This is a genomic window from Klebsiella sp. CN_Kp073 (assembly GCF_040065495.2).
Lineage (GTDB): Bacteria > Pseudomonadota > Gammaproteobacteria > Enterobacterales > Enterobacteriaceae > Klebsiella > Klebsiella aerogenes.
In genome coordinates this window covers 2,801,505-2,824,776 of the sequence record NZ_CM198051.1, presented here as the reverse complement: position 1 = coordinate 2,824,776, position 23,272 = coordinate 2,801,505, and the positions used below count along the sequence as shown (strand labels likewise).

At 56.2% G+C, this 23,272-nt stretch carries 20 protein-coding genes; 7 read left to right on the top strand and 13 right to left on the bottom strand.

Going from position 1 to position 23,272, the window contains the following annotated elements:
- Window positions 1-26: 26 nt before the first annotated feature.
- The 5 genes from yedF to malX all read right to left on the bottom strand — a co-directional run bounded on the left by yedF (window position 27) and on the right by malX (window position 4,754).
- The gene (yedF, locus tag ABLV66_RS13610; RefSeq protein WP_015366840.1) at window positions 27-260 is read right to left on the bottom strand and encodes a sulfurtransferase-like selenium metabolism protein YedF; all 234 of its coding nucleotides are present in this window, start codon (window positions 258-260) and stop codon (window positions 27-29) included.
- Window positions 257-1,468, bottom strand: coding sequence for a selenium metabolism membrane protein YedE/FdhT (gene yedE / locus ABLV66_RS13605; protein ID WP_348877174.1), 1,212 nt, complete (start codon window positions 1,466-1,468; stop codon window positions 257-259). The genes yedF and yedE overlap by 4 nt, the downstream gene beginning before the upstream one ends.
- Before the next feature lie 164 nt (window positions 1,469-1,632).
- Window positions 1,633-1,836 carry a putative selenium delivery protein YdfZ gene (gene ydfZ / locus ABLV66_RS13600; RefSeq protein WP_015705242.1) on the bottom strand — a complete coding sequence of 68 codons (204 nt, stop codon included), beginning with the start codon at window positions 1,834-1,836 and terminating at the stop codon, window positions 1,633-1,635.
- 92 nt (window positions 1,837-1,928) lie between these two features.
- Complete coding sequence (locus tag ABLV66_RS13595; protein WP_047042823.1) at window positions 1,929-3,113, bottom strand: MalY/PatB family protein; 1,185 nt, start codon at window positions 3,111-3,113, stop codon at window positions 1,929-1,931.
- A gap of 48 nt (window positions 3,114-3,161) precedes the next feature.
- Window positions 3,162-4,754: a maltose/glucose-specific PTS transporter subunit IIBC gene (gene malX, locus ABLV66_RS13590; protein WP_045392419.1), complete on the bottom strand. Its 1,593-nt coding sequence runs from the start codon at window positions 4,752-4,754 to the stop codon at window positions 3,162-3,164.
- Between the two features lie 173 nt (window positions 4,755-4,927).
- On the opposite strand from malX, the gene ABLV66_RS13585 reads away from it, so the two are divergent.
- Window positions 4,928-5,956, top strand: coding sequence for a Mal regulon transcriptional regulator MalI (locus tag ABLV66_RS13585; RefSeq protein ID WP_015705245.1), 1,029 nt, complete (start codon window positions 4,928-4,930; stop codon window positions 5,954-5,956).
- A gap of 81 nt (window positions 5,957-6,037) precedes the next feature.
- On the opposite strand, the gene ABLV66_RS13580 is transcribed toward ABLV66_RS13585, so the two are convergent.
- Entirely contained in the window at window positions 6,038-7,531 is a 1,494-nt protein-coding gene (locus ABLV66_RS13580; RefSeq protein WP_348877175.1) for a YdgA family protein, read from the bottom strand.
- 97 nt (window positions 7,532-7,628) lie between these two features.
- Window positions 7,629-8,807, bottom strand: coding sequence for a mannose-6-phosphate isomerase (gene manA / locus ABLV66_RS13575; protein ID WP_047042830.1), 1,179 nt, complete (start codon window positions 8,805-8,807; stop codon window positions 7,629-7,631).
- 196 nt (window positions 8,808-9,003) lie between these two features.
- Between manA and fumA the strand changes: the two genes are divergently transcribed.
- Together fumA and fumC are read left to right on the top strand one after the other, a co-directional pair.
- Entirely contained in the window at window positions 9,004-10,650 is a 1,647-nt protein-coding gene (gene fumA, locus ABLV66_RS13570; RefSeq protein WP_032714392.1) for a class I fumarate hydratase FumA, read from the top strand.
- A gap of 144 nt (window positions 10,651-10,794) precedes the next feature.
- Window positions 10,795-12,195, top strand: coding sequence for a class II fumarate hydratase (gene fumC / locus ABLV66_RS13565; protein ID WP_047077714.1), 1,401 nt, complete (start codon window positions 10,795-10,797; stop codon window positions 12,193-12,195).
- Here fumC and tus read toward each other — a convergent pair.
- Window positions 12,185-13,117 carry a DNA replication terminus site-binding protein gene (gene tus / locus ABLV66_RS13560; RefSeq protein WP_047077715.1) on the bottom strand — a complete coding sequence of 311 codons (933 nt, stop codon included), beginning with the start codon at window positions 13,115-13,117 and terminating at the stop codon, window positions 12,185-12,187. The genes fumC and tus overlap by 11 nt on opposite strands.
- A gap of 73 nt (window positions 13,118-13,190) precedes the next feature.
- Window positions 13,191-14,492 carry a two-component system sensor histidine kinase RstB gene (rstB, locus tag ABLV66_RS13555; protein WP_015705253.1) on the bottom strand — a complete coding sequence of 434 codons (1,302 nt, stop codon included), beginning with the start codon at window positions 14,490-14,492 and terminating at the stop codon, window positions 13,191-13,193.
- A gap of 189 nt (window positions 14,493-14,681) precedes the next feature.
- Here rstB and ABLV66_RS13550 point away from each other — a divergent pair, with 189 nt between their 5' ends.
- A complete protein-coding gene (locus tag ABLV66_RS13550) occupies window positions 14,682-15,263 on the top strand; it encodes a hypothetical protein (protein WP_315710257.1) in 582 nt (193 codons plus the stop codon).
- Between the two features lie 6 nt (window positions 15,264-15,269).
- On the opposite strand, the gene rstA is transcribed toward ABLV66_RS13550, so the two are convergent.
- Complete coding sequence (rstA, locus tag ABLV66_RS13545; protein ID WP_015366827.1) at window positions 15,270-15,986, bottom strand: two-component system response regulator RstA; 717 nt, start codon at window positions 15,984-15,986, stop codon at window positions 15,270-15,272.
- Between the two features lie 124 nt (window positions 15,987-16,110).
- Here rstA and ABLV66_RS13540 point away from each other — a divergent pair, with 124 nt between their 5' ends.
- Window positions 16,111-16,446, top strand: a complete 336-nt coding sequence (locus ABLV66_RS13540) for a GlpM family protein (RefSeq protein WP_015366825.1) — start codon at window positions 16,111-16,113, stop codon at window positions 16,444-16,446.
- Here ABLV66_RS13540 and folM read toward each other — a convergent pair.
- From folM to ydgH, 3 genes are all read right to left on the bottom strand, one after another.
- Window positions 16,443-17,165 carry a dihydromonapterin reductase gene (gene folM / locus ABLV66_RS13535; protein WP_045392402.1) on the bottom strand — a complete coding sequence of 241 codons (723 nt, stop codon included), beginning with the start codon at window positions 17,163-17,165 and terminating at the stop codon, window positions 16,443-16,445. The genes ABLV66_RS13540 and folM overlap by 4 nt on opposite strands.
- Window positions 17,166-17,202: 37 nt before the next feature.
- Window positions 17,203-18,585, bottom strand: coding sequence for an amino acid permease (locus ABLV66_RS13530; protein WP_015366823.1), 1,383 nt, complete (start codon window positions 18,583-18,585; stop codon window positions 17,203-17,205).
- Window positions 18,586-18,762: 177 nt separating this feature from the next.
- Window positions 18,763-19,713, bottom strand: coding sequence for a DUF1471 family protein YdgH (ydgH, locus tag ABLV66_RS13525; RefSeq protein WP_032711543.1), 951 nt, complete (start codon window positions 19,711-19,713; stop codon window positions 18,763-18,765).
- A 519-nt stretch (window positions 19,714-20,232) separates the two neighbouring features.
- Here ydgH and pntA point away from each other — a divergent pair.
- Both pntA and pntB read left to right on the top strand, forming a co-directional pair.
- Window positions 20,233-21,762 (top strand): Re/Si-specific NAD(P)(+) transhydrogenase subunit alpha, encoded by a 1,530-nt coding sequence (pntA, locus tag ABLV66_RS13520; RefSeq protein WP_045392560.1) that lies wholly within the window; start codon window positions 20,233-20,235, stop codon window positions 21,760-21,762.
- A 10-nt stretch (window positions 21,763-21,772) separates the two neighbouring features.
- Complete coding sequence (gene pntB / locus ABLV66_RS13515) at window positions 21,773-23,161, top strand: Re/Si-specific NAD(P)(+) transhydrogenase subunit beta (RefSeq protein ID WP_020078971.1); 1,389 nt, start codon at window positions 21,773-21,775, stop codon at window positions 23,159-23,161.
- Window positions 23,162-23,272 lie beyond the last annotated feature (111 nt).

Sequence of the window (23,272 nt, the reverse complement as noted above, 5' to 3'; positions counted from 1 at the left end):
CGGTAGCGTGCTACCGGCCCCTCGCGTCACTTTTGAATCAGATAGCGGATTGTCGGCCCGTCCTGCTGAATATCCAGCACGGTGTAGCCGTGATTTTTAGCATCGTGCGGGATGTTGTTGATTGACTGCGGACAGTCGCTCACCACTTCCAGTATTTCCCCTTTTTTTAGTGCCGGCATCGCTTCAAGCGTGGCCACGGCTGGGTAGGGGCAAGGTTCGCCAACCATATCGAGGCGGTAATCAGGAACGATCTCTTTCATGCGGTATCCTTAATACGGGTCGCCGAAGTGTTTTTCTGGCGAAAGAAGTGTTTTTCCCAGGCGATAACCAACATCAGCGCGATAAACAGCAGCAGGTAGGTGATAAGCAGGCCGCCGAACGGACCAAAAGTCGTCAGCAGGTTAATCTTATCCCAGTTGGTGGCAAGCGTCGGCGATAAATCATCCCAGAAGTAAGCCAGCAGGGTGGAGCCGATAACGTTGCCTAACCCGACCCACCAATAATGTACCTGGCCTTCAACGGCGCGATACATCCAACCGGTTTCGCAACCACCGGCCAGTACGATGCCAAAACCGAACAGCAGGCCGCCAATTACCGCGTTTGGCCCGGCCCACATGATTTTGGGCTCCATGCCGAGCTGTACATAGCTAAAGATACCGATAGCGCTAGCCGCCATCCCGAAGATGATTGCTTTGGCCATATAGGTGCGCCCGGTCACCCACATATCGCGAAAGGCGGAGGTGAAACAGATTTGCGCTCGCTCGATGAGCAGGCCAAAAGCAACGCCGAACAGCAGGGCCAGGCCCAGTTTAGGCTGATTGGCGGCGGTCAGTAGCCCCCAGCCGATCATAGCGACAAATACCAGCATTCCCAGACGAAAGCGGCGACGCGCCTGCGCGGGTTTTTGAGTTAACGGTGAGGCCGCGGAGACTTTCTCAATTTTGACCGGAATACGGAAAACAGGCAGCAGCGTAAAACGCGCGCCGAACCAGGTCCCGATGGCGGTGGCGATGGCGAAGAACCATGCGTGCAGGGAAAACTGCGGGATCCCGGTGAAGAAAGCCGCCAGGTTACAACCCATTGCCAGCCGGGCGCCGAAGCCAGCGATAATGCCGCCGGCCAGCGCCTGGAAAATGCGAATGCGGCTACGCGGCATCCGCAGCTTGACGTTATTCGCCCACAGCGCGGCGGCGAGGCAACCGCCAAACATGCCAAGGATCATCATGCCGTCGATACGCGTTAACGGCGTACCTTCGAGATGGATTAATTGGTAGTAACCCCAGTTTTCGGCCGGAACGCCCATCATCTGCAGCAGTTGGCCGCCCCAGCGGGTAAATTCGCCGGTGACTGCCCAGAATGTACCGGTAATGCCAAAATAGTAAGTAGAAAGAATACCGGCGGCGATCACCGCAGGCGCTGGCGCCCAAAACTTAATTAGCCAGGCTTGTTTGAATTGTTGCCATGTCATAGAAATGCCTCTGAACTCAGAAGGTAATTCGCCCCGAAAGGGCTTGAAGAGCCGCGATAATACGCCGCTTAGCTTTCAGAATCACTCGACGAGATCAAAAGCGGGAAGAATGCCTCATGAAAAAGGCCGCCAGTCAGGGCGGCCTTAAATCAACAACGCTGGAATTAATTAAAGCCCAGGCGAATAAGATTCAATGGGCAATACAATTCATGACTACCGTCTAATTCTACGCAGTCACTGCGGCGCAGCTGTTCGCTGTTTTTATTGGCGCCATGAATGGCCTTAATCACTCCCGTCGCGCCGCTGTCGGCCACCATGACCCGGCTGCCGGCATCAATAGCATTACGGTTACGATCGTAGGTTTTCATCATTTCCTCCTCTGCATTGTCATTCGGACGTGATTGTTTAGCGTTGTTTTAATACTCCTGTGTGGTTAAAAAGTTTTTGAGATATATCAAAATTATTTTAATTCAGGGCGCAATGACCGCAGAGCGGCAATCAATCCTTGAACCCCTTTCTCAAGCTTCACCCGCGGGCATCCGGCATTTAGCCTGATGAAACCGTTACCCTCTTCGCCATAGGTATAACCCGGCATGATCGCGAGTTTTTGCTCTTCAATCAGCGCTTTTTGCAACGCGCGATCGTCGATACCGAGTGGACGCAGATCGATCCACGCCAGATAGGTGGCCTGTGGCGGCTGCCAGTTTAGCTGCGGGAAGGCCTGATTCAGCTGCCCGGCGATATAGCGCATGTTTTCCTGCAGATAATCGCGTAGCGCATCCAGCCATGGCGCGCCCTGACGATAGGCGGCGATATGCGCGACCAGCGCCGGAACCGACGGAGAAGAGAGTCCATCGCGGCCTTTCAGCGCTTGCAGATAGCCATCGCGCGAAGCAGTATCGGCGATGAGCCCATAGGCGCCGGTAAATGCCGGGATATTGAAGCTTTTTGAGCCCGACGTGAACAGCGCCCAGGACCCCTGCGCAACGGCGCACCAGGGGGTATGATGGTGTTCGCCCCAGGTCATATCCATATGAATTTCATCGCTAATAACCCGGACGTTATGCTTCGCGCACAGTTGCGCCATGGTGGTCAGTTCATCGCGGCTCCAGACTTTGCCCGTCGGATTGTGCGGGCTGCACAGCAGCAAAATGCGGTTGTCGGGATGGGCGAGCGCGGCTTCCAGTTCGTTCATATCGCAACGCCACTCACCCTCATCAAGCTTGAGCGCCACCGGGGCAATGCGGCGCTGGTTGCCGTCGATAGTTTTGTAAAACGCGTCGTAAGCCGGAGTATGGACCACGATGCCGTCGCCCGGATTCGACCATTGCCGAATCATTTCGGCCACCATGTAGATAACCGACGGGCCGTAAACGATGGCGTCGTGGTCGATGGGGCTATGAAAACGGCTGGCGAACCAGTGGCTGACGGCCCCGAGAAATTCGTCGTTTTTCCAACGGCTATAGCCAAAAACGCCGTGCGCCAGGCGCTGGCTGACGGCGTCGATAATACAAGGGGCGGTAGCGAAATCCATATCGGAGATAGTGAACGGCAGCAGGTCGGCAGCGCCGAAACGGTCGGCAACGTAATCCCATTGGGTGCACCAGGTACCGTGGCGATCGACTGGCGTGGCAAAATCAAACATCTGAACGTCCTTCGAAAATGCCCCCTACGCGTGGAAGGGGGCGTATGTTTAGGCCTGAACGGTATTCATCAGGGTGGCCATTTCATCTTTTACCGACTGAACCTGTGGGCCGATGACCACTTGCAGGTTGTGATCGTTAAGCTGGACCACGCCGATTGCGCGGTTGGCTTTCAGCGCGGCGGTATCGACTTTGCTCATGTCGTTCACCGACAGGCGCAGGCGGGTAATGCAGTTATCGAGCGTGACAATATTGTCGGCACCGCCGAGCGCGGCCAGAATCGCCGGCACGTTATAACCTGATTTGCCAATCGTTCCGGCAACCGCTTTTTCGATGTTAGTCGCCGTTTCGATATCGCGGCCCGGCGTTTTCAGATTGAAGCGGGTGATGGCGAAACGGAAGATTCCGTAGTACACCGCGAACCAGATGGCGGCGACAACCGGCACCATATACCACTTGGTCGACAGCCCGTGCAGGATGCCAAAGACCACGAAGTCGATAATGTTGCCGTCGGTGTTGCCGATGGTGACGCCAAGTACCGCCATGATAGTGAAACCAAGGCCGGTCAGCAGGGCGTGGATGACGTACAGTACCGGCGCGACGAACAGGAACAGGAATTCCAACGGTTCAGTGGTACCGCCGACTACGCAGGCAATGACGCCAGAAATGAGCAGCCCTTTAATTTTATGACGGTTTTCTGGGCGGGCGCAGTGGTACATCGCCAGCGCCGCGCCGGGCAGGCCGCCGAGGAAGGCGGGCATTTTACCCTGTGACAGGAAGCGGGTCGCGCTTTCAGAGAAGCCGTGCGTCGTCGGACAACTCAACTGCGCCTGGAAGATGGTCAGCGCGCCGCTGACGCTGTGGCCGCAAACGTCCATGGTGCCCCCCGCTTCGGTAAAGCGGATCAGCGCCACCAGAATATGATGCAGGCCGAACGGCAGCAGCAGGCGTTCTCCGGTGCCGAAGATCATCGGGCCAAAATCGCCGGCGCTATTGATAACATGTCCTAGTCCGTTGATACCCATCGCGAACACCGGCCACACCAGTGGAATAACCAGGCCGACCAGGCCTAACACCACGGTGGTAATGATCGGTACAAAGCGCGTGCCGCCAAAGAAGGCCAGCGCGTCCGGCAGACGGATGTTGTGGAAGCGTTCATGCAGCATCCAGACGATAATCCCGGCGATCACCGCGCCGAGGATCCCGGTGTCGATCGACTGAATACCGATAATATTCTGAATGTTGTTGGCCTTGAGGATCGCCGCGTCGGTCGTTGGCAGAATGCCTTTCGCCGTCAGCCAGAAGTTAACCGCGAGGTTCATTACCGCGTAGCCGACGAAGCCCGCGAAAGCGGCGACGCCTTTGTTTTCACGCGCCAGGCCGAGCGGAATAGCGATACAGAACATGACCGGCAGGAAGCTAAAAGCAAATGAGCCGACTTTACTCATCCAGACAAAAATCGCCTGCAGCAGCGGCACGTTTAGCCACGGCAGCAGCGTAATCACATCGTGGCTGCTTAACGAGCTGCCGATCCCCAGCATGATCCCGCAAAACGAGAGCAACGCCACGGGCAACATAAAGGTTTTTCCTAACTGCTGGAAAAACTCCCATAAGGTAATTTTTGGTGCTGTTTTCGCCGTCATACACGAATCCTGGTTCTGAAAAGGGTCGATAGGATGTAACGTAGCGGCAAGATAAAACGTTTTACCATTTTTTAGTGCGATAAAAATCACATAATCAAGCGATAATAAGGTTTATAAAGATAACATACTGATAAAACGTTTTATCGAAAGGCAAAGGGAGTCAGCCAGTCGTTATGGCTATCGCAAAAAAGACAACCATCAATGATGTGGCGCTGGCGGCTGGCGTCTCGGTTAGTACGGTATCGCTGGTGCTCAGCGGTAAAGGGCGTATCTCTTCGGCCACCGGCGAGCGCGTCAATCAGGCCATTGAGCAACTCGGTTTTGTGCGTAATCGCCAGGCGGCGTCGCTCCGCGGCGGGCAAAGCGGGGTGATTGGCCTTATCGTTAGCGATCTGTCGAAACCGTTTTATGCCGAACTAACCGCCGGGTTGACCGATGCGCTGGAATCACAGGGTAAAATGGTATTTCTGACCCAGGGCGGGCATCGCGGCGAGAAAATGCTCCAGCGTTTTGAAACGCTGGTCTCGCAGGGGGTGGACGGGGTGATTATCGCCGGCGCTATCGACAAGGGCGGCGAACTGCGCGATCGTGCCGCCGAAGTGGGGATGCCGCTGGTTTTTGCCTCCCGCGCCAGCTACCTGGACGATATCGACCTGATCCGCCCGGATAACATGCAGGCGGCGCAAATGGTGACTGAACATCTGATTCGCCGCGGTCATCAGCGCATCGCCTGGCTGGGCGGGCAAAGCGCGTCTCTGACCCGCGCCGAACGGGTGGGCGGCTATTGCGCCACCTTATTGAAGTACGGGCTGCCGTTTCATAGCGAATGGGTTGTCGAGTGTGGATCCAGTCAGCAGCAGGCGGCGGAAGCCATGATCGCGCTGCTGCGGCAAAACCCGACCATCAGCGCGGTGCTTTGCTATAACAGCGTCATCGCCACCGGGGCGTGGTTCGGTCTTCTGCGCGCCGGGCGGCAGAGCGGCGAGGGCAGCGTGGAAAGTTATTTTGAGCAACGCATCGCGCTGGCGGCCTTTGCCGAAGTGCCGGAAGCGGCGCTCGATGATGTTCCCTTGACCTGGGTGACCACCCCCGCGCGTGAGATGGGGAACAGTCTGGCGGAGTGTATTTTACGCCGCCTCGAGGAGGGGCAAGGCAGCGCGCGTAATCAGATTATGCCGCCGCGGCTGGTTATTAGAAAATAGGGGCCGCCATCGATTAAGGTGGTTCCCGGGCTGCGGCTTACGCCTTGCCCGGGTAACCTGATTGCAGCCCGGTACGTGTTTTTACTGCTGCGGTTCGGCGGTGGGGAGCGTCAGGCCGAACATGGCGGCGAAATCAGCCAGCGGCATTTTCTGCCCGTTTAGCGTGACCTGGCCGTCGGCGTACTGCAGGCTGGAGGTAATCGCGTTATCTTCCATCGTGGTCAGACGGAACATCTGGCCCATCGCCGCCAGCCCTTTAACCTGCTGCTCGGCAAGTTTCGCCGCATCCTCCGGCTGATAGCCTTCCAGCCCGGCAATCTGCGTCATCAGAGCGGTGGCCATATCCACCGGGATCACCAGCTTGCCGTCCAGCGATTTAATGCTGCGGTCCAGTTCATCGGCGACGGTCTGCGGCGCGGCGGTCGTTTGCGCCGGATCCTGCATCAGCACCGACAGATTCAGGGTGCTTTCGCCTTTCGCATTTTGCCAGCTCAGCGGGGAAATCGTCAGCGACGGATTACCTTTCAACAGAATCGGCAGCGAGCTAAAGAAGATTTCGCTTAACGCCTGCTGATAGAGTTCCGGATTCTGCGCCAGCTCTGGCTTCGCCATCAGCGCCTGTGCCTGGGCGTTATACTGCTGGCTGAATTGATGCCACGCCTGTCCGTCGAGATTATCCAGCTTAACGGTGAGTTTGCCGCGGCCCATATCCTGGTTTTGCAGTTTCAGGCTGTTAAGGTTGTAATCAAGCTGGCTATTGATACGCTTGCCGTCATCGGAGAGCGTAGAGCGGCCGTCGATATTCATGCCTTCCAGCAGCGCCAGCTCTTTACCTTCAACGCCGATCGCCAGTTTATCAAGCGAGATCTTCTGCTTGCCGATACGCTCCTCAAAAGCGGTCATTTCGGTGGCGCCGTCAGCCTTCAGGTTGCTGAAATTGAGCTGAACTTTCTGGTTGTATTCGTTGACCGCGTTGATCTGCCCGCTGGCCGCTTCGCCGCTCAGACTGATAGTTTTGCCATCGCGATCGGCATTGAGCTGGAACTGGCCACCGCTAAAGATAACTTTTTCATTGTCTTTAGCGTAATCCAGCGGGTTAAGGAAGATGGCCGACTGGGTATCGCCGCTATAGGCAATACGGGTGTCGATGTTAAACGGCGCTTGCCCTTTAGCAATATCGAACAGCGCTTTGCTGGCGTCGTTATTCACGAGAGTCGTGTTGACGGAGGCCATTGCCGGCGCGAGGTTAAAAGATTTTAACGAGGCAAGCGGGAAGGGACCATGATCGACCTTCTCGTCAAACACCAGGCTTTGACCGGCGGCCAACAGGCTGTGTTCTTTACCGGCCTGCGGCTTTACCACCAATTGCAGATGGCTGCTGAATAACCCGCGCTGGTAGTCCTGATAGCTCAGCTCTACGCCCGCTTCCGGCGCGTTGCTCTGCAGTTGGGCGTTAGCCTGCTGCACCATTTCGGCAATACGGTTTTCCAGTTGCTTACCGGTAAACCAGGCTCCGCCTGTCCAGACGACTCCGAGCGCGACGATAACTCCCGCGGCGACCAACGTTTTTTTCATAGCATTTGTCCATAAATGAAACCAGGCGGAACATGCCGCCTGGTTGTGTTGTCATGATGGGGGAAGTCTAGCAACTGCGGATTAAAAGTTCAGTAACTTACTTAAGCTTATTGAACACGCGCGCCAGACGACCGTTGCCGCTGACCTGTACCGGCGATTCGTTGCAGGCGATAAACGCCGATTCACCCGGCTGCAGGGTCAGACGCTGCTCGCCTTTACGCAGCGTTGCTTCGCCTTCCACACAGAACAGAATCGCGGCGCTCTCTTGCGCCAGAGAGGCCTCATTAGTGGTCAGATCGTGCAACGAGAAGGCGAAATCATCGACCGGGATTGGGAAATCCAGCTCGCTACCGCGTTGTTCCGGCTGGGTCAGCAGCTCAGCGGCAGGTTTGGCGACAAATTTCACGTTCGCCACCAGTTCCGGAATATCGATGTATTTTGGCGTCAGACCGGCGCGCAGCACGTTATCTGAGTTGGCCATCACTTCCAGCGCCACGCCCTGCAGGTAGGCGTGCGGGGTCTCGGCGAACAGGAACATCGCTTCGCCAGGATTCAGTTTCACCACGTTGAGTAGTAGCGGGGAGAAGAGGCCGCTGTCATCCGGGTAGAATTCAGCGATCAGACGAATGGTCTGCCACGGCTCGCCCTGCTGGCGGTCGAGGGCGTTTTGCAGCACGCTGAGCGCATGCGCTTTTTCTTCACCTTTCATATTCAGCAGGCTGGCGAATAGCTGGCTTAAATGCGCGGCATCCGGCTGTTGAATGAATTCGCCAATTGCCGGATGCGCCTCGGCAACCGGCTGCAGCAGCGCGACAATTTCATTAAATTCGCGGAACGCGTTCATAGCGAGGAACGGCGTCAGGGCGAAGACCAGCTCCGGCTTGTGGTTGGGATCTTTATAGTTGCGCTCGGCGGCATCCAGCGGAATACCCGCGGCGTTCTCTTTGGCAAAGCCAATTTCCGACGCGCGTTTATTCGGGTGAACCTGGATGGAGAGCGGCTGGGCGGCGCACAGTACTTTGAACAAGAACGGCAGTTCGCCAAAACGCTCGGCGACGTTAGCGCCGAGGAGGGCATTTTTATCGGCTTCAATGACCTCGCGCAGCGACTGCGGCTGGCCGTCGGCGTTAAGGATCCGCGAGCTGCTTTTCGGGTGTGCGCCCATCCACAGTTCCGCCATCGGCAGGTTGTCCGGATTGGCGATACCGTAAAGGTCGGTTAACGCGGTGTGACTTCCCCATGCATAGTTTTGCACTGAGTTAATGAGCTTCTGCATTCTCAATCCCTGTTTCCACATAAAAATGTTGGCTCTATTAAACCAACAAATCGTCGAGAAGCAACTGCTGAAAGAAAAAGTCGTCCTTGTCTCAGTTTTTGTTAAAAAATTGTGTAAGATTGATCGACTCGCTTTTCTACAGGCAAATGGAGTGTCTGCCTGAAACATAATCAGCCAAGCAGTAAGTGAGAGTACAATGTCGAACAAACCGTTTGTTTATCAGGATCCTTTTCCGCTTAAAAAGGATGACACCGAGTATTATCTCCTCAGCAGTGATTACGTCTCCGTCGCCGAATTCGCCGGCCAGGAAGTTCTGAAGGTTGAACCTCAGGCGCTAACCTTACTGGCCCAACACGCGTTCCACGACGCCTCCTTTATGCTCCGCCCGGCACACCAGCAGCAGGTCGCGGATATCCTCAACGACCCGGAAGCCAGCGAAAACGACAAATACGTCGCGCTGCAATTCCTGCGTAACTCCGATATCGCCGCCAAAGGCATTCTGCCGACCTGTCAGGACACCGGTACCGCGATCATCATGGGGAAAAAGGGACAGCGCGTTTGGACCGGCGGCGGCGATGAAGCCGCGCTGGCGCAGGGCGTGTACAACACCTATATCCAGGACAACCTGCGTTATTCGCAGAACGCGCCGCTGGACATGTATAAAGAGGTCAACACCGGTACCAACCTGCCGGCGCAGATCGATCTTTATGCAACCGATGGCGATGAGTATAAGTTCCTCTGTATCGCCAAGGGCGGCGGCTCCGCGAACAAAACCTATCTGTACCAGGAAACGAAAGCGTTAATCACCCCGGCGAAGCTGAAAAACTACCTCGTCGAGAAGATGCGCACCCTCGGTACCGCAGCCTGTCCGCCTTACCATATCGCCTTTGTTATCGGCGGCACCTCAGCGGAAGCCACGCTGAAGACGGTGAAACTGGCCTCGACCAAATACTACGATGGTCTGCCGACCGAAGGTAACGAACATGGCCAGGCGTTCCGCGATGTGCAGCTGGAGCAAGAGCTGCTGCTGGAAGCGCAGAACCTCGGCCTCGGCGCGCAGTTCGGCGGCAAGTACTTCGCCCACGATATCCGCGTGGTCCGCCTGCCGCGTCACGGCGCCTCCTGTCCGGTGGGGATGGGGGTTTCCTGTTCCGCTGACCGTAACATCAAAGCTAAAATCAACCGCGACGGCATTTGGCTGGAGAAACTGGAGAGCAACCCAGGGAAATACATCCCTGAGCACCTGCGCCAGGCCGGCGAAGGCGAAGCCGTGAAGGTGAACCTCAATCAGCCGATGAGCGAGATTCTGGCGCTGCTGTCGCAGTATCCGGTGTCGACGCGTCTGTCGCTGAGCGGCACGATCATCGTGGCCCGCGATATTGCCCATGCCAAGCTTAAAGAGCTTATCGATAATGGCGAAGCGCTGCCGCAGTATGTCAAAGATCACCCGATCTACTACGCCGGCCCGGCGAAGACGCCGGATGGTTACGCTTCCGGTTCTCTGGGGCCGACGACTGCTGGCCGCATGGACTCATATGTCGATCTGTTGCAATCGCACGGTGCGAGTAAAATCATGCTGGCCAAGGGTAACCGCAGCCAGCAGGTGACCGATGCCTGCCACAAACACGGCGGTTTCTATCTCGGTAGTATCGGCGGCCCGGCGGCGGTTCTCGCGCAGCAGAGTATCCGCAGCCTCGAGTGCGTGGCTTATCCGGAGCTGGGAATGGAAGCTATCTGGAAAATCGAAGTGGAAGATTTCCCGGCCTTTATCCTCGTTGATGATAAAGGTAACGACTTCTTCCAGCAGATCCAGACGTCGCAGTGTTCGCGCTGCGTGAAGTGAACGATGCCGCCCTTCGGGGCGGTTTTTGTTTGTGCCGCTTAGCGGCACGAACGACCAAAACAACTAATAAATCTGGTTAATACTTAATCCTTTAAGCAGGTGAGCTTTGTCGCTATGACGCACTTTGAATCCAAGGAGAAAGTAATGACAACGCATCGCAGTGAAAAAGACTCGATGGGCGCCATCGACGTCCCGGCCGATAAACTTTGGGGCGCGCAGACCCAGCGCTCGCTTGAGCATTTCCGTATCTCAACGGAGAAAATGCCTGGTGAACTGATCTACGCGCTGGCGCTGACCAAACGCGCGGCGGCGAAGGTTAACCAGGACCTGGGGCTGCTGGCGGCGGATAAAGCGGGCGCCATCATCGCCGCCGCGGATGAAGTCCTCGCCGGCAAGCATGCGCAGGAGTTTCCGTTGGCTATCTGGCAAACCGGCTCCGGTACCCAAAGCAACATGAATATGAACGAAGTGCTGGCTAACCGTGCGAGCGAGTTGCTTGGCGGCGTGCGCGGCATGGGGCGCAAAATTCATCCCAATGATGACGTCAATAAAAGCCAGAGCTCGAATGATGTTTTTCCAACGGCGATGCACGTCGCGGCGCTAATCGCGCTGCGCGAAAAGCTGATCCCGCAGCTACAGGCGCTGCGGGCCACGCTACAGGAAAAGTCGCTGGCCTTCGGTGACATCGTTAAAATTGGCCGCACCCACCTACAGGACGCTACGCCGCTGACGTTAGGGCAGGAGATCTCCGGTTGGGTCGCGATGCTGGAACATAATCTCCGCCATATTGAACACAGCCTGCCGCATCTCGCAGAGCTGGCGCTGGGCGGTACGGCGGTTGGCACCGGCTTGAATACGCACCCGGAATATGCGGTGCGGGTGGCGGCGGAACTGGCGTCGCTTAGCGGACTGCCGTTCGTCACCGCGCCCAACAAATTTGAAGCGCTGGCCACCGTGGATGCGCTGGTCCACGCCCACGGCGCGCTGAAGGGGCTGGCGGCTTCGCTGATGAAAATCGCCAACGATGTGCGCTGGCTGGCCTCCGGGCCGCGCTGCGGCATAGGTGAAATCGCCATTCCGGAGAACGAACCGGGATCCTCCATTATGCCCGGCAAGGTCAACCCGACGCAGTGCGAAGCGTTGACGATGCTGTGCTGCCAGGTGATGGGTAACGACGTGGCGGTGAATATCGGCGGCGCGTCAGGGAACTTTGAGCTTAACGTCTATCGGCCAATGGTCATCCACAACTTCCTGCAGTCGGTACGCCTGCTGGCGGACGGCATGGAGAGCTTTAATGAGCACTGCGCGGTGGGTATTGAGCCGAACCGCGAGCGAATCAACCAGTTGCTGAATGAGTCGCTGATGCTGGTGACCGCGCTCAATACCCATATCGGCTACGATAAAGCGGCGGAGATCGCCAAAAAAGCGCACCATGAAGGGCTGACGCTGAAAGCCGCGGCGCTGTCGCTTGGTTACCTGACGGAAGCCGAATTCGATAGCTGGGTTCGCCCGCAGGATATGGTTGGCAGCCTCGCTACTCGCTAGCCAGCCATAAATGCAGACGCGGGATCAGTAATCGTAACGACTGTGCCTGCGGCTTGTGGCGGTACTGCACGTTATCAGCATCGTAATTCAAAAGTTCGCCGAGATCCGGCACGCTAACCCCGTGGGTGCCGGAGATTAGCGCAATCAGCGGGCCGGGGCAGGCGTACTGCACCTGCTTCTGCTCGCCGGCATACCACACCCGGGCAATCGGCTGTACCTTGACCGGGCGTTTGATTTTCAATTTTGCCCGTTGCGGCAGGGCAGCGATATCCTGAAATTCCCGTTCCAGCTTGCTTTGCCACTGTTCGCGGGTCCAGGGCGGCACCGCACGCGGCGATTGCAGGCTCTTCTCTAACTGCATTAATACTTCATCGCGGGTCAGATTTTTAATCACATGCTTATTGGCCCAGCCGAAGCGGATGGTGCTGGGATCGAGCAGCGGCGTCAGGGTACGATAGGCGCTAAGGGTAATCAGGCCGGGCAGGTGGCGGTGAACCCATTCGAAACGCGCGGCGGCCGGCAATCCGGAATCGACGGTCACTATTTTCTCAAACGCCGCTTTCAGCGCGTTAATGGCGCTGATTTTCTCCAGCAGGTCTGCCTGCTGTTGCGTATCAACCGCCAGGCAAATCGCCCCGGGGAGGCGTACCGCCGCCTTGCTGCTGCGGTTTTCCGACTGCTGCTGTATAAACAGATGGCTGTAGTGCCTGAGCGCCATCTCCAGCGCGCTTTGCCCGACGTGCTGGGTGACCTGAATGGTATCCAGCGGCGCGTGCTCCGCCTCTTTACTCACCGCGGGTAATTCGAAAACCCGCGCCGCCAGCAGACGGCAGCGGCTCAGCGACGCTTTGAAGGTTTGTAGTTCGCGCTCAAGCTCACGAAAGGTGTCATTTAAGCGCGCAACGAGGTCGTAGCTTGCCATGATTACCGCCTTAGTTACAACATACTGTTTGAGTATAAACTATACGCAGGCCGTAACGCCTGCGCAAGCTCGGCTAAGCAGAAGTAAAAGCGGGAAGCTGGTGGTAAATAGGCCAGCTGAAAATGAACGCCGCGCCGCCGAGCGAGCTTTCGTCGCAGCGGACTTCACCGGCCATCGCCTGAGCAATACTGTGTACGATAGCCAGCCCCAGGCCGCAGCCGCCAGTGGCACGATCGCGGCTGGGATCGAGACGGACAAACGGCTCGAATACCCGTTCGCGTTCCTCAAGGGCGATACCCGGGCCATCATCTTCCACTCGCAGCGTCGCCCGTGAACCGGCCAGCGACAGGCTGATATGAATATGTTGATGGCTGTAGCGCAGGGCATTATTGACCAGGTTATCCAGCACGCGCTCCATTAAACGCATATCCAGCGCGCCGTAGTCGCCGGCCGTCAGCTGGCGCAACGCGACTTCACGCTGCGGATTGACCAGTTGAATGTCCTCGACGTGCGCGCGGATCCAGGCCGGGAAATCCGGGGTGGTCAGGTTGAGTTCGTTCTGCGGGCGATCGAGACGAGCGTAGGTCAGTAATTCTTCAATCAGCGCTTCCAGTTGCCCGATATCGCGGTTGAGAGCCTGCGACTCGGCCTCGGTCAGATTTTCGCTCATCTCCAGGCGATAGCGCAGGCGCACCAGCGGCGTGCGTAGTTCATGAGCGATACCGTCAATAAGCTGTTTTTTACTGGCTATCAGGGCGTTGATATTATCCGCCATTTGGTTAAAGGCCACGCCGAGTCGCTCGAAGCTCGACATGCTATCGAAATGGATGCGCTCGCTAAAATGGCCTTCGCCGAAGCGCTGTGCGGCGGTTTCGATACGCAACATATCCTGCCAGTGCGGACGCATCCAGATAAACACCGGAAAAGCCAGTGAAATAGCGATAAACGCCATCAGCGCGACGTCCAGCAGGCGCATCTCATGCAAAAAATAGAGATAGGGCACCGGGCCGACTGATAATACGTAATGGCTGCGCGGAATGCGTTGAATGAAGGTGTACTGATCGTCCAGCGCCACGATATCCCCCGCGCGCAGGTGCTGCATCGAGCTTTCCGACAGCTTGAATTTGCTTAACGGTTCAATGTGCAGATCGAAAGAGAGGTTAAGGTCCAGTTCTTTCAGCGTGTTGCTCCAGTCGCGCGGCGGGATCTCACGCAGTTCGCTGCGCATCAGATACAGCGAGCTTTTCATCAGATCGTCCAGCGACTGGCGACCGGCGCGCTCGGCGGTGAATTTATACACCAGGCCGACCAGCATGGTCATGACCAGGAAGCAGACGAACAGCAAAAGGTAAAACTGCACAAACAGTTTTTTCATTAATCATCACCGGTCATTAACTGGGTTATCTCGCGTCAAAAGATTCTACAGGAGAAGGATCCCGCTCGGCAAAGTTCTCACAGAGGCGCCAGGCCAAATGGCCGATGGCCGTATTGTGCCATTCCCCGGTCTGCCAGACGCCAGCCTCTCTGTTAATTTAAGCGCCCCTTAAATGACGGAGAGCGCCAGATGACTAAGCCCGTGTATTTGCATACTGATAATGATGTTGAGATTTTAAAAACCTTCGATATGGTCCTCAGCCATATGCAGGCGATCGCCGACCCTTATCAGTGGAAGTGGGTGATTACCGGCTGGCACAGCATCCTGCAGAACGCAATGGTGTTGGCGCTGTGTCAGGGCAATGACTTTCAGGTATACCTGGCCGACGGTAAAGCGTCGACTCGAGATATTTTCCTGCAAATTTATAACGACGATTTTTCCAACATCGACAAGCTGCAACTGCCGTCCTTTATGACGCTATACCGTGCGACAATGGAGAACAGCGCATTCGCACCCAGCGAAGACTGTACGGTGGCGATGGGTAAGCTTCACCAGCTGCGCAATGATTTCATCCACTATCATCCCGGAGGCTGGAGCCTGCAGGTCGATGGTTTACCGCAATGGATTCTGGCGAGCGGCGAACTGCTGGATCATTTCCTCGCCAGCCGTGAGGTCGTACGCTGGTATGGCGAAGACGATGAAATGGCATTCAGAGAGAAATACGCTGAATTTCAAGACCGACTACACGGCGTGATATCGGTCTATTCCTGACGCCGATTAATTATCCCAGGCGTGCGGAGCGAACAGATAACCTTTGTTGCGCACCGTCTTGATACGGTAGGGCTCGTTGGCGTTGTCGAGCAGCTTTTTACGCAGGCGTGAAATCGCGACATCGACGCTGCGATCCATGCCGTCGTAGCTGACGCCACGGAGATTTTTCAACAGCGCATCGCGATCCATAATCTGCCCGGCATGGGTCGCCAGCTCCCACAGCAGGTCGAAATCGGCGGTGGACAAAGCAACGTTGTCGCCACCGAGCAATACCTGACGGTTAACCGGGTCGATCGACAGCGAACCAAAGACAATGGCTTTATGCGGCGTCAGGGTTGCGGGAGCGGGCATCGACGGCGAAGCCACATGCTGGCGCAGATGCAAACGTAACCGGGCCAGCAGCACCGCAGGCGGGGTGGTCTTGAGGATATAATCACTGGCGCCCATCTCCAGCGACAGAATATGGTTCATATCGCTATCGAGCGAGGTCAGCAACACAATCGGACCCTGCCACTGGCTGCGCAGGTCGCGGCACAGCGTCATTCCGTCTTTGCCAGGCAGCATGATATCCAGCAGTACCAGATCGGGTTGTTCACGAGCAATAACCTCTTCGGCCCGGTCGCCGCGCGGTTCAACGACCACGTCCATATCATGCTTTCCCAGATAGGCGGCGATAAGCGCGCCAACTTCGGGCTCATCCTCAACAAAAACGATCTTATTCATATCTTACGCGTATAAATTAAAAAGCTAACATACACCGCCCGCAAATTGCCTGCCATTAATCTTTCATAAACAAATGTTCTTCCGTTATGCTGGGGAAATTGTTGTTCAAATGTTAAGGCATAAAATGGGGCTGTTGATTAAAGCGCTGCTGGGAGCGCTGGTGGTGGTACTGATAGGCGTACTGTCAAAAACCAAAAATTACTATATTGCCGGTTTAATTCCGTTATTTCCGACCTTCGCGCTTATTGCCCATTATATCGTCGCCAGCGAGCGCGGCATTGAAGCGCTGCGCACGACTATCGTCTTCGGCATGTGGTCAATCATCCCGTATTTTATCTACTTACTTTCGTTATGGTACTTCACCGGCGTAATGCGCCTGCCTTACGCGCTGGCAGGCGCGGTGATCTGCTGGAGTCTGGCGGCCTGGCTGCTGATCCTCGGCTGGAGCCGTTTCCACTAGCGCAGCGGTCGGCCGCCGTCGACCGCGAAAGAGCGGCCGGTGACGTAGCAACTGGTGAACAGATAATCGATGAGGTCGATAATCTCTTTTTCACCCGGTGCGATTTTCATCAGCGATTTATCCAGCGCCTGTTTACGGTATTCAGCGTCATCATGCTCGTTAAACATAATCAGCGATGGCGCGATGGCGTTGACCTTCACTTCCGGGGCCAGCTTACGGGCGAAAGAGCGGGTCATATTATCAAGTGCCGCTTTACTGGCGGCATAGGCGATATGCTTATCGCTGCCGCGTTCCACCACGTAGTCGGTAATGTGAATAATATCGCTGGCCGCATGACCAAAACCGCGCAGTAGGCTCTCCAGCGCGTGGTTAAGCAGATAGGGCGCGTGGACGTGAATTTGCATCATCCGCGATATCACCGTGGATAACGGCACCCCCGGTTTCTCCGCCATCCAATCACTGGCGTTATGAATAATCGCGCGCAGGCCGCTGGTCTGCGCTTTCACCGCTTCCGCGAAGGTAAGAATACCGTCGTCGCTGCTGAAATCGGCCTGCAGACACACCGCGCCGGCGTCGCGCAGGGTGTCAATCGATGGATAATGCTGGCGATAGCTGACGATCACCGGTTGCTGCTGGTTTAAAAAATGGTGTGCCAGAGCGAGGCCGATACGGCGGCCTGCTCCCGTGATCAGGACCGGACGAGGCTGTGCTTCAGCCATGGGTATCTCCTTTCAAGTTCAGCGGTAGGGCAACCGCTTACCCCACCAGCATCCACGTTGCCGGAACGGCGGCAACCAGCAAAAAACCAATTAATGCCATTTCACGGCGTTTGAGCATGCGATCGTGCTGGTGAGTACGGCGGGCGTACAGGAAAACCAGAAGACCCGGAGCGTAAAGTACCACCGACAATAGCAAATGCACAGGACCGGACGCATACAATAACCATAAGCCATAAACGCACGCGCCGACACCCACGGCTTTGTGTAACGGACGTACGGCAATCTTAAGCAGGAAAGCGCCGACGAGGAAATAGGGCACCAGAATCATTTCTGAGGCGATGGTTAGCAGGGTACCGTAGTCGGATCCGGTAAGCCAAATCAGCACCAGACAAATCTGCACGCTGATGTTGGTCAACCACAGCGAGGAAGAGGGGGCGTTATTCTTATTGGTTTTGGCGAACAGGCGTGGGAACGCTTTATGCGTCGCCGCCAGATACGGCACTTCAGCGGCCATAATGGTCCAGCTTAAATAGGCGCCGCAGACGGAGATAATTAATCCCGCGGCGATCACTACCTCGCCCCACGATCCCATCATCTTGACCATCAGGCCAGCCATCGACGGGTTGCGCATTTCAGCCAGTTCCGGGCGGGCGACAACGCCCAGCGACAGCAGGGTGACCAGCAGATAAACCGCCAGCGCCGAGACTACCGCCAGCAGTGTCGCGCGGCCAACGTCGCGCTTATGACGGGCGCGGGCAGAGACCACTACCGCGCCCTCCACGCCGATAAATACCCACAGGGTAATCAGCATGGTGTTTTTCACCTGTTCCCATACCGGTACGCCGAGCGCGATACCGCTGAAGTCGAGACGGAAAGTATCGAGCCGGAACGCGATAGCGGCCAGCGCCACAAACGCGCCGAGCGGCAACAGCTTCGCCAGCGTCGCCACCAGGTTAATGCCTGCAGCGGTCTGTACCCCACGCAGCACCAGAAAATGCACCACCCAGAGCAGCACGGACGCGCCGACGATCGCCTGCCAGGTGTTACCGTCACCAAAAATACGCATCTCCGGCGTATCGGTGAAGAAACTCAGGGCGGAGAAGACGATAACCAGGTAGGAGACGTTGGCAATCACCGCGCACAGCCAGTAGCCCCAGGCGGAACAGAAACCGATCAGTTCGCCAAAACCTTCCCGGGCATAGGTAAATATGCCGCCATCCAGTTCCGGGCGGATACGGGTCAGTAATAGCATGGCGAATGCGAGGAATAGAATCCCGACGCCGGTGATGGCCCAGCCGATAAGCAGAGCGGATGGGCTGGCGACGGCAGCCATGTTTTGCGGCAAACTGAAAACGCCCGCGCCCAGCATGGAGCTGAGTACCAGTGCGGTCAGGGCGCTAAGGCCCAGTTTCTTTTCCATTGTATTCCCGAGGTGGCAACAGTGAATCAAGAATATTTATTTGGCGAAATCGCATAAAAATGGAAGATTACGCTAAGGCGCGGGATTTTACGGAGTGTCTTGTACGCATGCAATGGCGGCGGGCGAAAAAATGCAAAAAGGCGACATCATGTCGCCTTTTTGAGCAGTTGAAACCGATTACTTATACAGGTCGGCGCTAATGGTGATGTTACCGCCACGTTCCTGCCACTGGCGGGTGATGTGGTAGTATTTCGCTCCTTTCTTCGCCGCGCGTTTCGCGGTCTGATAGGAGATTTCCGTCATGTTGCCGTAGTTACCGGTGAATTTGATGCTATCAAACGGCACCATCTGCGCGGCGGTGATTTTGTTCACCTCTTCGACTTTCGTGCCGTCCGGCAAGGTGACAGTGTAACGTCCGCCTTTCGACGATTGGGTTTCGTAGAACAGACCTACGCCGGTACCGGCGCCGACCGCGGCAGAGGAGGCCACGCCTGGGATTTCGACGTTTTTAGCCGCTTCGCCGCCTTTAGCCAGAGCGGCGCGACCGGCTTCGGAATCAGCAGGAATCGCATCCGGGCTCTGCAGTACGCGCTTCTGCGCATCCTTTTTATAAATATAAGCGGTGATGCGCTGGTTGCCGCCCTGGTTGGCGTCAACCTGGCGGACGATGAAGAAGGCATACGCGCCTTTAGCTTTTGCCGCTTTGGCGATGGCGTCGTTGACTTCCGGCTGGCTACGGTAGAAGCCCTGCACGGTTACGGTGTCATACGGCATCAGCGCGACGGCCTGATCTTTCGGCAGTTCCATCACGCCGTTAATGATACGGTTTTTCGGGGTATCCGCCTGCGGGGCGTTTTCTTTATAAAAATCCGCCGTTACGCGCCAGTTGCCGCCGTTGCCGAAATCTGAGGTGTCGACAACATAAAAGGAAGCTGCGCCATCTTTATCCGCCTTGCGGGAAACCGCCTGTACGGCATCGCCAATCGCGTTAAAACGGCCAGTGACGACGACGCGGTCATAGGGCTTCAGCGCTGCCGCTTGCTCCGGAGTCAGCTCGGTCGCTGCATGGGCAGACAACGCGGTGGTAGCCAGAAGAGCAGACGCCAGGAGTGTGTTCTTAAGCTTCATAAAAATAATCCTTTGCCTTGCGCAAACCATGTACTGGTATTGTTGTTGACTGAAAACAGGTGATTATTGCATTTAAACAACGTAACTGTCTGCGTCATTTTTCACTTCCCGCCCGAATCGTTCGTTACAAAAATATAACAAATACTGATATGTTGAAAAAACAGCCCCTTGAACAGCAAAATCGATAATCAATATCACTTTTATAAGTTAACGTAATGTTAATGCAATGATACTGGCGGTAATAAATGGCGAATTAACCGCAAAGGTAAGCGAATTATCAGGTTCTGGCATAAAATTAAGGCAAATATTGCTGCCTGACGCAGTCAGGACTAATTTTTCTCAATAAAATCAAAAATTCTGTTTTAACGATGTAGATCACAATCGGTATTTTCAGTAGGTTATAAAAAGTTTGTTACTGTTTCATTTTCCAGATGAATACCTGTGCGGCGTTTTTGCGCCGCCGCTGGCGCATTTGTGAAAAAAATAAACCATCATCAAAAACCGATGGAAGGGAAAACTATGCGAATTGGGATACCAAAAGAGAGCTTAGCTCAGGAAACCCGGGCCGCTGCGACGCCGAAGACGGTCGAGCAGCTGCTTAAGCTCGGGTTTAGCGTGGCGGTCGAGAGCGGGGCCGGGAAACTGGCGAGCTTCGACGATGAAGCCTTCGAACAGGCGGGCGCGGAAATCGTCAGCGCGGATAACGTCTGGCACTCCGACGTTATCCTCAAGGTTAACGCGCCGAACGATGCGGAAATTGCGAAGCTCAACCCGGGCACCACGCTGGTGAGTTTCATCTGGCCGGCGCAGAATCCGGATCTCATGGAAAAGCTGGCCGCTCGCGGTATCAACGTCATGGCGATGGACTCGGTGCCGCGTATTTCCCGCGCCCAGTCGTTAGATGCGCTGAGTTCGATGGCTAACATCGCCGGTTATCGCGCGATTGTCGAAGCGGCGCACGAATTCGGACGCTTCTTTACCGGCCAGATCACCGCTGCGGGTAAAGTGCCGCCTGCGAAGGTGATGGTCATCGGCGCAGGCGTCGCCGGCCTCGCAGCGATCGGCGCGGCGAACAGCCTCGGCGCCATCGTCCGCGCCTTCGATACCCGTCCGGAAGTGAAAGAACAGGTGCAGAGTATGGGCGCCGAGTTCCTTGAACTGGACTTCAAAGAAGAAGCGGGCAGCGGTGACGGTTATGCCAAAGTCATGTCTGAAGCCTTTATCAAAGCCGAAATGGCGCTGTTCGCCGCGCAGGCTAAAGATGTCGATATCATTGTTACCACCGCGCTGATCCCGGGTAAACCGGCGCCGAAGCTGATTACCCGCGAAATGGTTGACTCCATGAAGTCGGGCAGCGTCGTCGTCGACCTGGCGTCGCAAAACGGCGGCAACTGCGAATACACCGTGCCGGGCGAAGTCGTGACCACCGCCAACGGCGTGAAAATTATCGGTTATACCGACCTGCCGGGTCGTCTGCCGACGCAATCTTCTCAGCTCTACGGCACTAACCTGGTAAACCTGCTGAAGCTGCTGTGCAAGGAAAAAGACGGCAATATCACCATCGATTTCGACGATGTGGTGGTACGTGGCGTTACCGTGGTCCGCGAGGGCGAAATTACCTGGCCGGCGCCGCCGATTCAGGTATCCGCGCAGCCGCAGGCGGCGGCGAAAACCGTCGAAGCGCCAAAAGAAGAGGCCAAACCAGGCTCGCCGTGGCGTAAATACGCGCTGATGGCGCTGGCGATTATCCTCTTTGGCTGGCTGGCGAACGTCGCGCCTAAAGAGTTTCTGGGTCACTTTACCGTCTTCGCGCTCTCCTGCGTAGTCGGCTACTACGTGGTGTGGAACGTGTCGCACGCGCTGCACACGCCGCTCATGTCGGTAACCAACGCCATTTCAGGGATCATTGTCGTTGGGGCATTGCTGCAGATAGGGCACGGCGGCTGGGTCAGCTTCTTGAGCTTTATCGCGGTGCTGATCGCCAGCATTAATATTTTTGGTGGTTTCACCGTCACTCAGCGCATGCTGAAAATGTTCCGCAAAAACTAAGGGGTAGCACATGTCTGGAGGATTAGTTACAGCTGCATACATTGTTGCCGCTATTCTGTTTATCTTTAGCCTTGCGGGGCTGTCAAAGCACGAAACGTCGAAGCAGGGGAACCTGTACGGCATCGCCGGGATGGCGATTGCGCTGATTGCCACCATTTTTGGGCCGGACAGCGGTAACGTCGGCTGGATCATCGTGGCGATGGTTATCGGCGGGGCGATTGGTATCCGTCTGGCGAAGAAAGTCGAAATGACCGAGATGCCGGAGCTGGTGGCGGTGCTGCATAGCTTCGTTGGTCTGGCGGCGGTGCTGGTTGGCTTCAACAGCTATCTCGACCACGGACCGGGCCTCGATCAGGTGCTGGCGAATATTCACCTGACCGAAGTATTCCTCGGTATCTTTATCGGCGCCGTAACCTTCACGGGCTCGATCGTTGCCTTTGGTAAGCTGCGCGGCAAAATTTCGTCAAAACCGCTGATGTTGCCGAATCGCCACAAGCTGAACCTGGCGGCGCTGGTCATTTCCTTCCTGCTGCTGGTGGCCTTCGTGCGTACCGACAGCACCGGAACCCAGGTACTGTGCCTGCTGGTGATGACCATTATCGCCCTGGCGTTCGGCTGGCACCTGGTGGCGTCTATCGGCGGCGCGGATATGCCAGTCGTGGTATCGATGCTGAACTCCTACTCCGGTTGGGCGGCGGCGGCGGCGGGCTTCATGCTCAGCAACGACCTGTTGATCGTGACCGGCGCGCTGGTTGGTTCTTCCGGTGCCATCCTCTCCTACATTATGTGTAAGGCGATGAACCGTTCGTTTATCAGCGTTATCGCCGGCGGTTTCGGCACCGATGGCGGCAGTTCCAGCGGCGATGAAGAAGTCGGTGAGCATCGTGAAATCAGCGCCGAAGAGACGGCTGAAATGCTGAAAAACTCGCATTCCGTGATCATCACGCCGGGCTACGGTATGGCGGTGGCGCAGGCGCAGTATCCGGTCGCGGAAATCACCGAGAAGCTGCGCGCGCGCGGTATCAAGGTGCGCTTCGGCATCCACCCTGTCGCCGGGCGACTGCCGGGGCATATGAACGTGCTGCTGGCGGAAGCGAAAGTACCTTACGACGTGGTGCTGGAAATGGACGAAATCAACGATGATTTCGCCGATACCGATACCGTACTGGTGATCGGCGCGAACGACACCGTCAACCCGGCGGCGCAGGACGATCCGAAGAGCCCGATCGCCGGTATGCCGGTGCTGGAAGTGTGGAAGGCGCAAAACGTGGTGGTCTTCAAACGTTCGATGAACACCGGCTATGCTGGCGTGCAGAATCCGCTGTTCTTCAAAGAGAACACCCACATGCTGTTTGGCGACGCTAAAGCCAGCGTGGATGCCATTCTGAAAGCGCTGTAATAGCGCAACGCTCTAAGCCGTCTCTGTTGAGACGGCTTTTTTATATAGACAGTGAAACCATGATTTTGCTCATAAAGTGAACGGCGATGGGTGTTATACTATGCCTGTTTT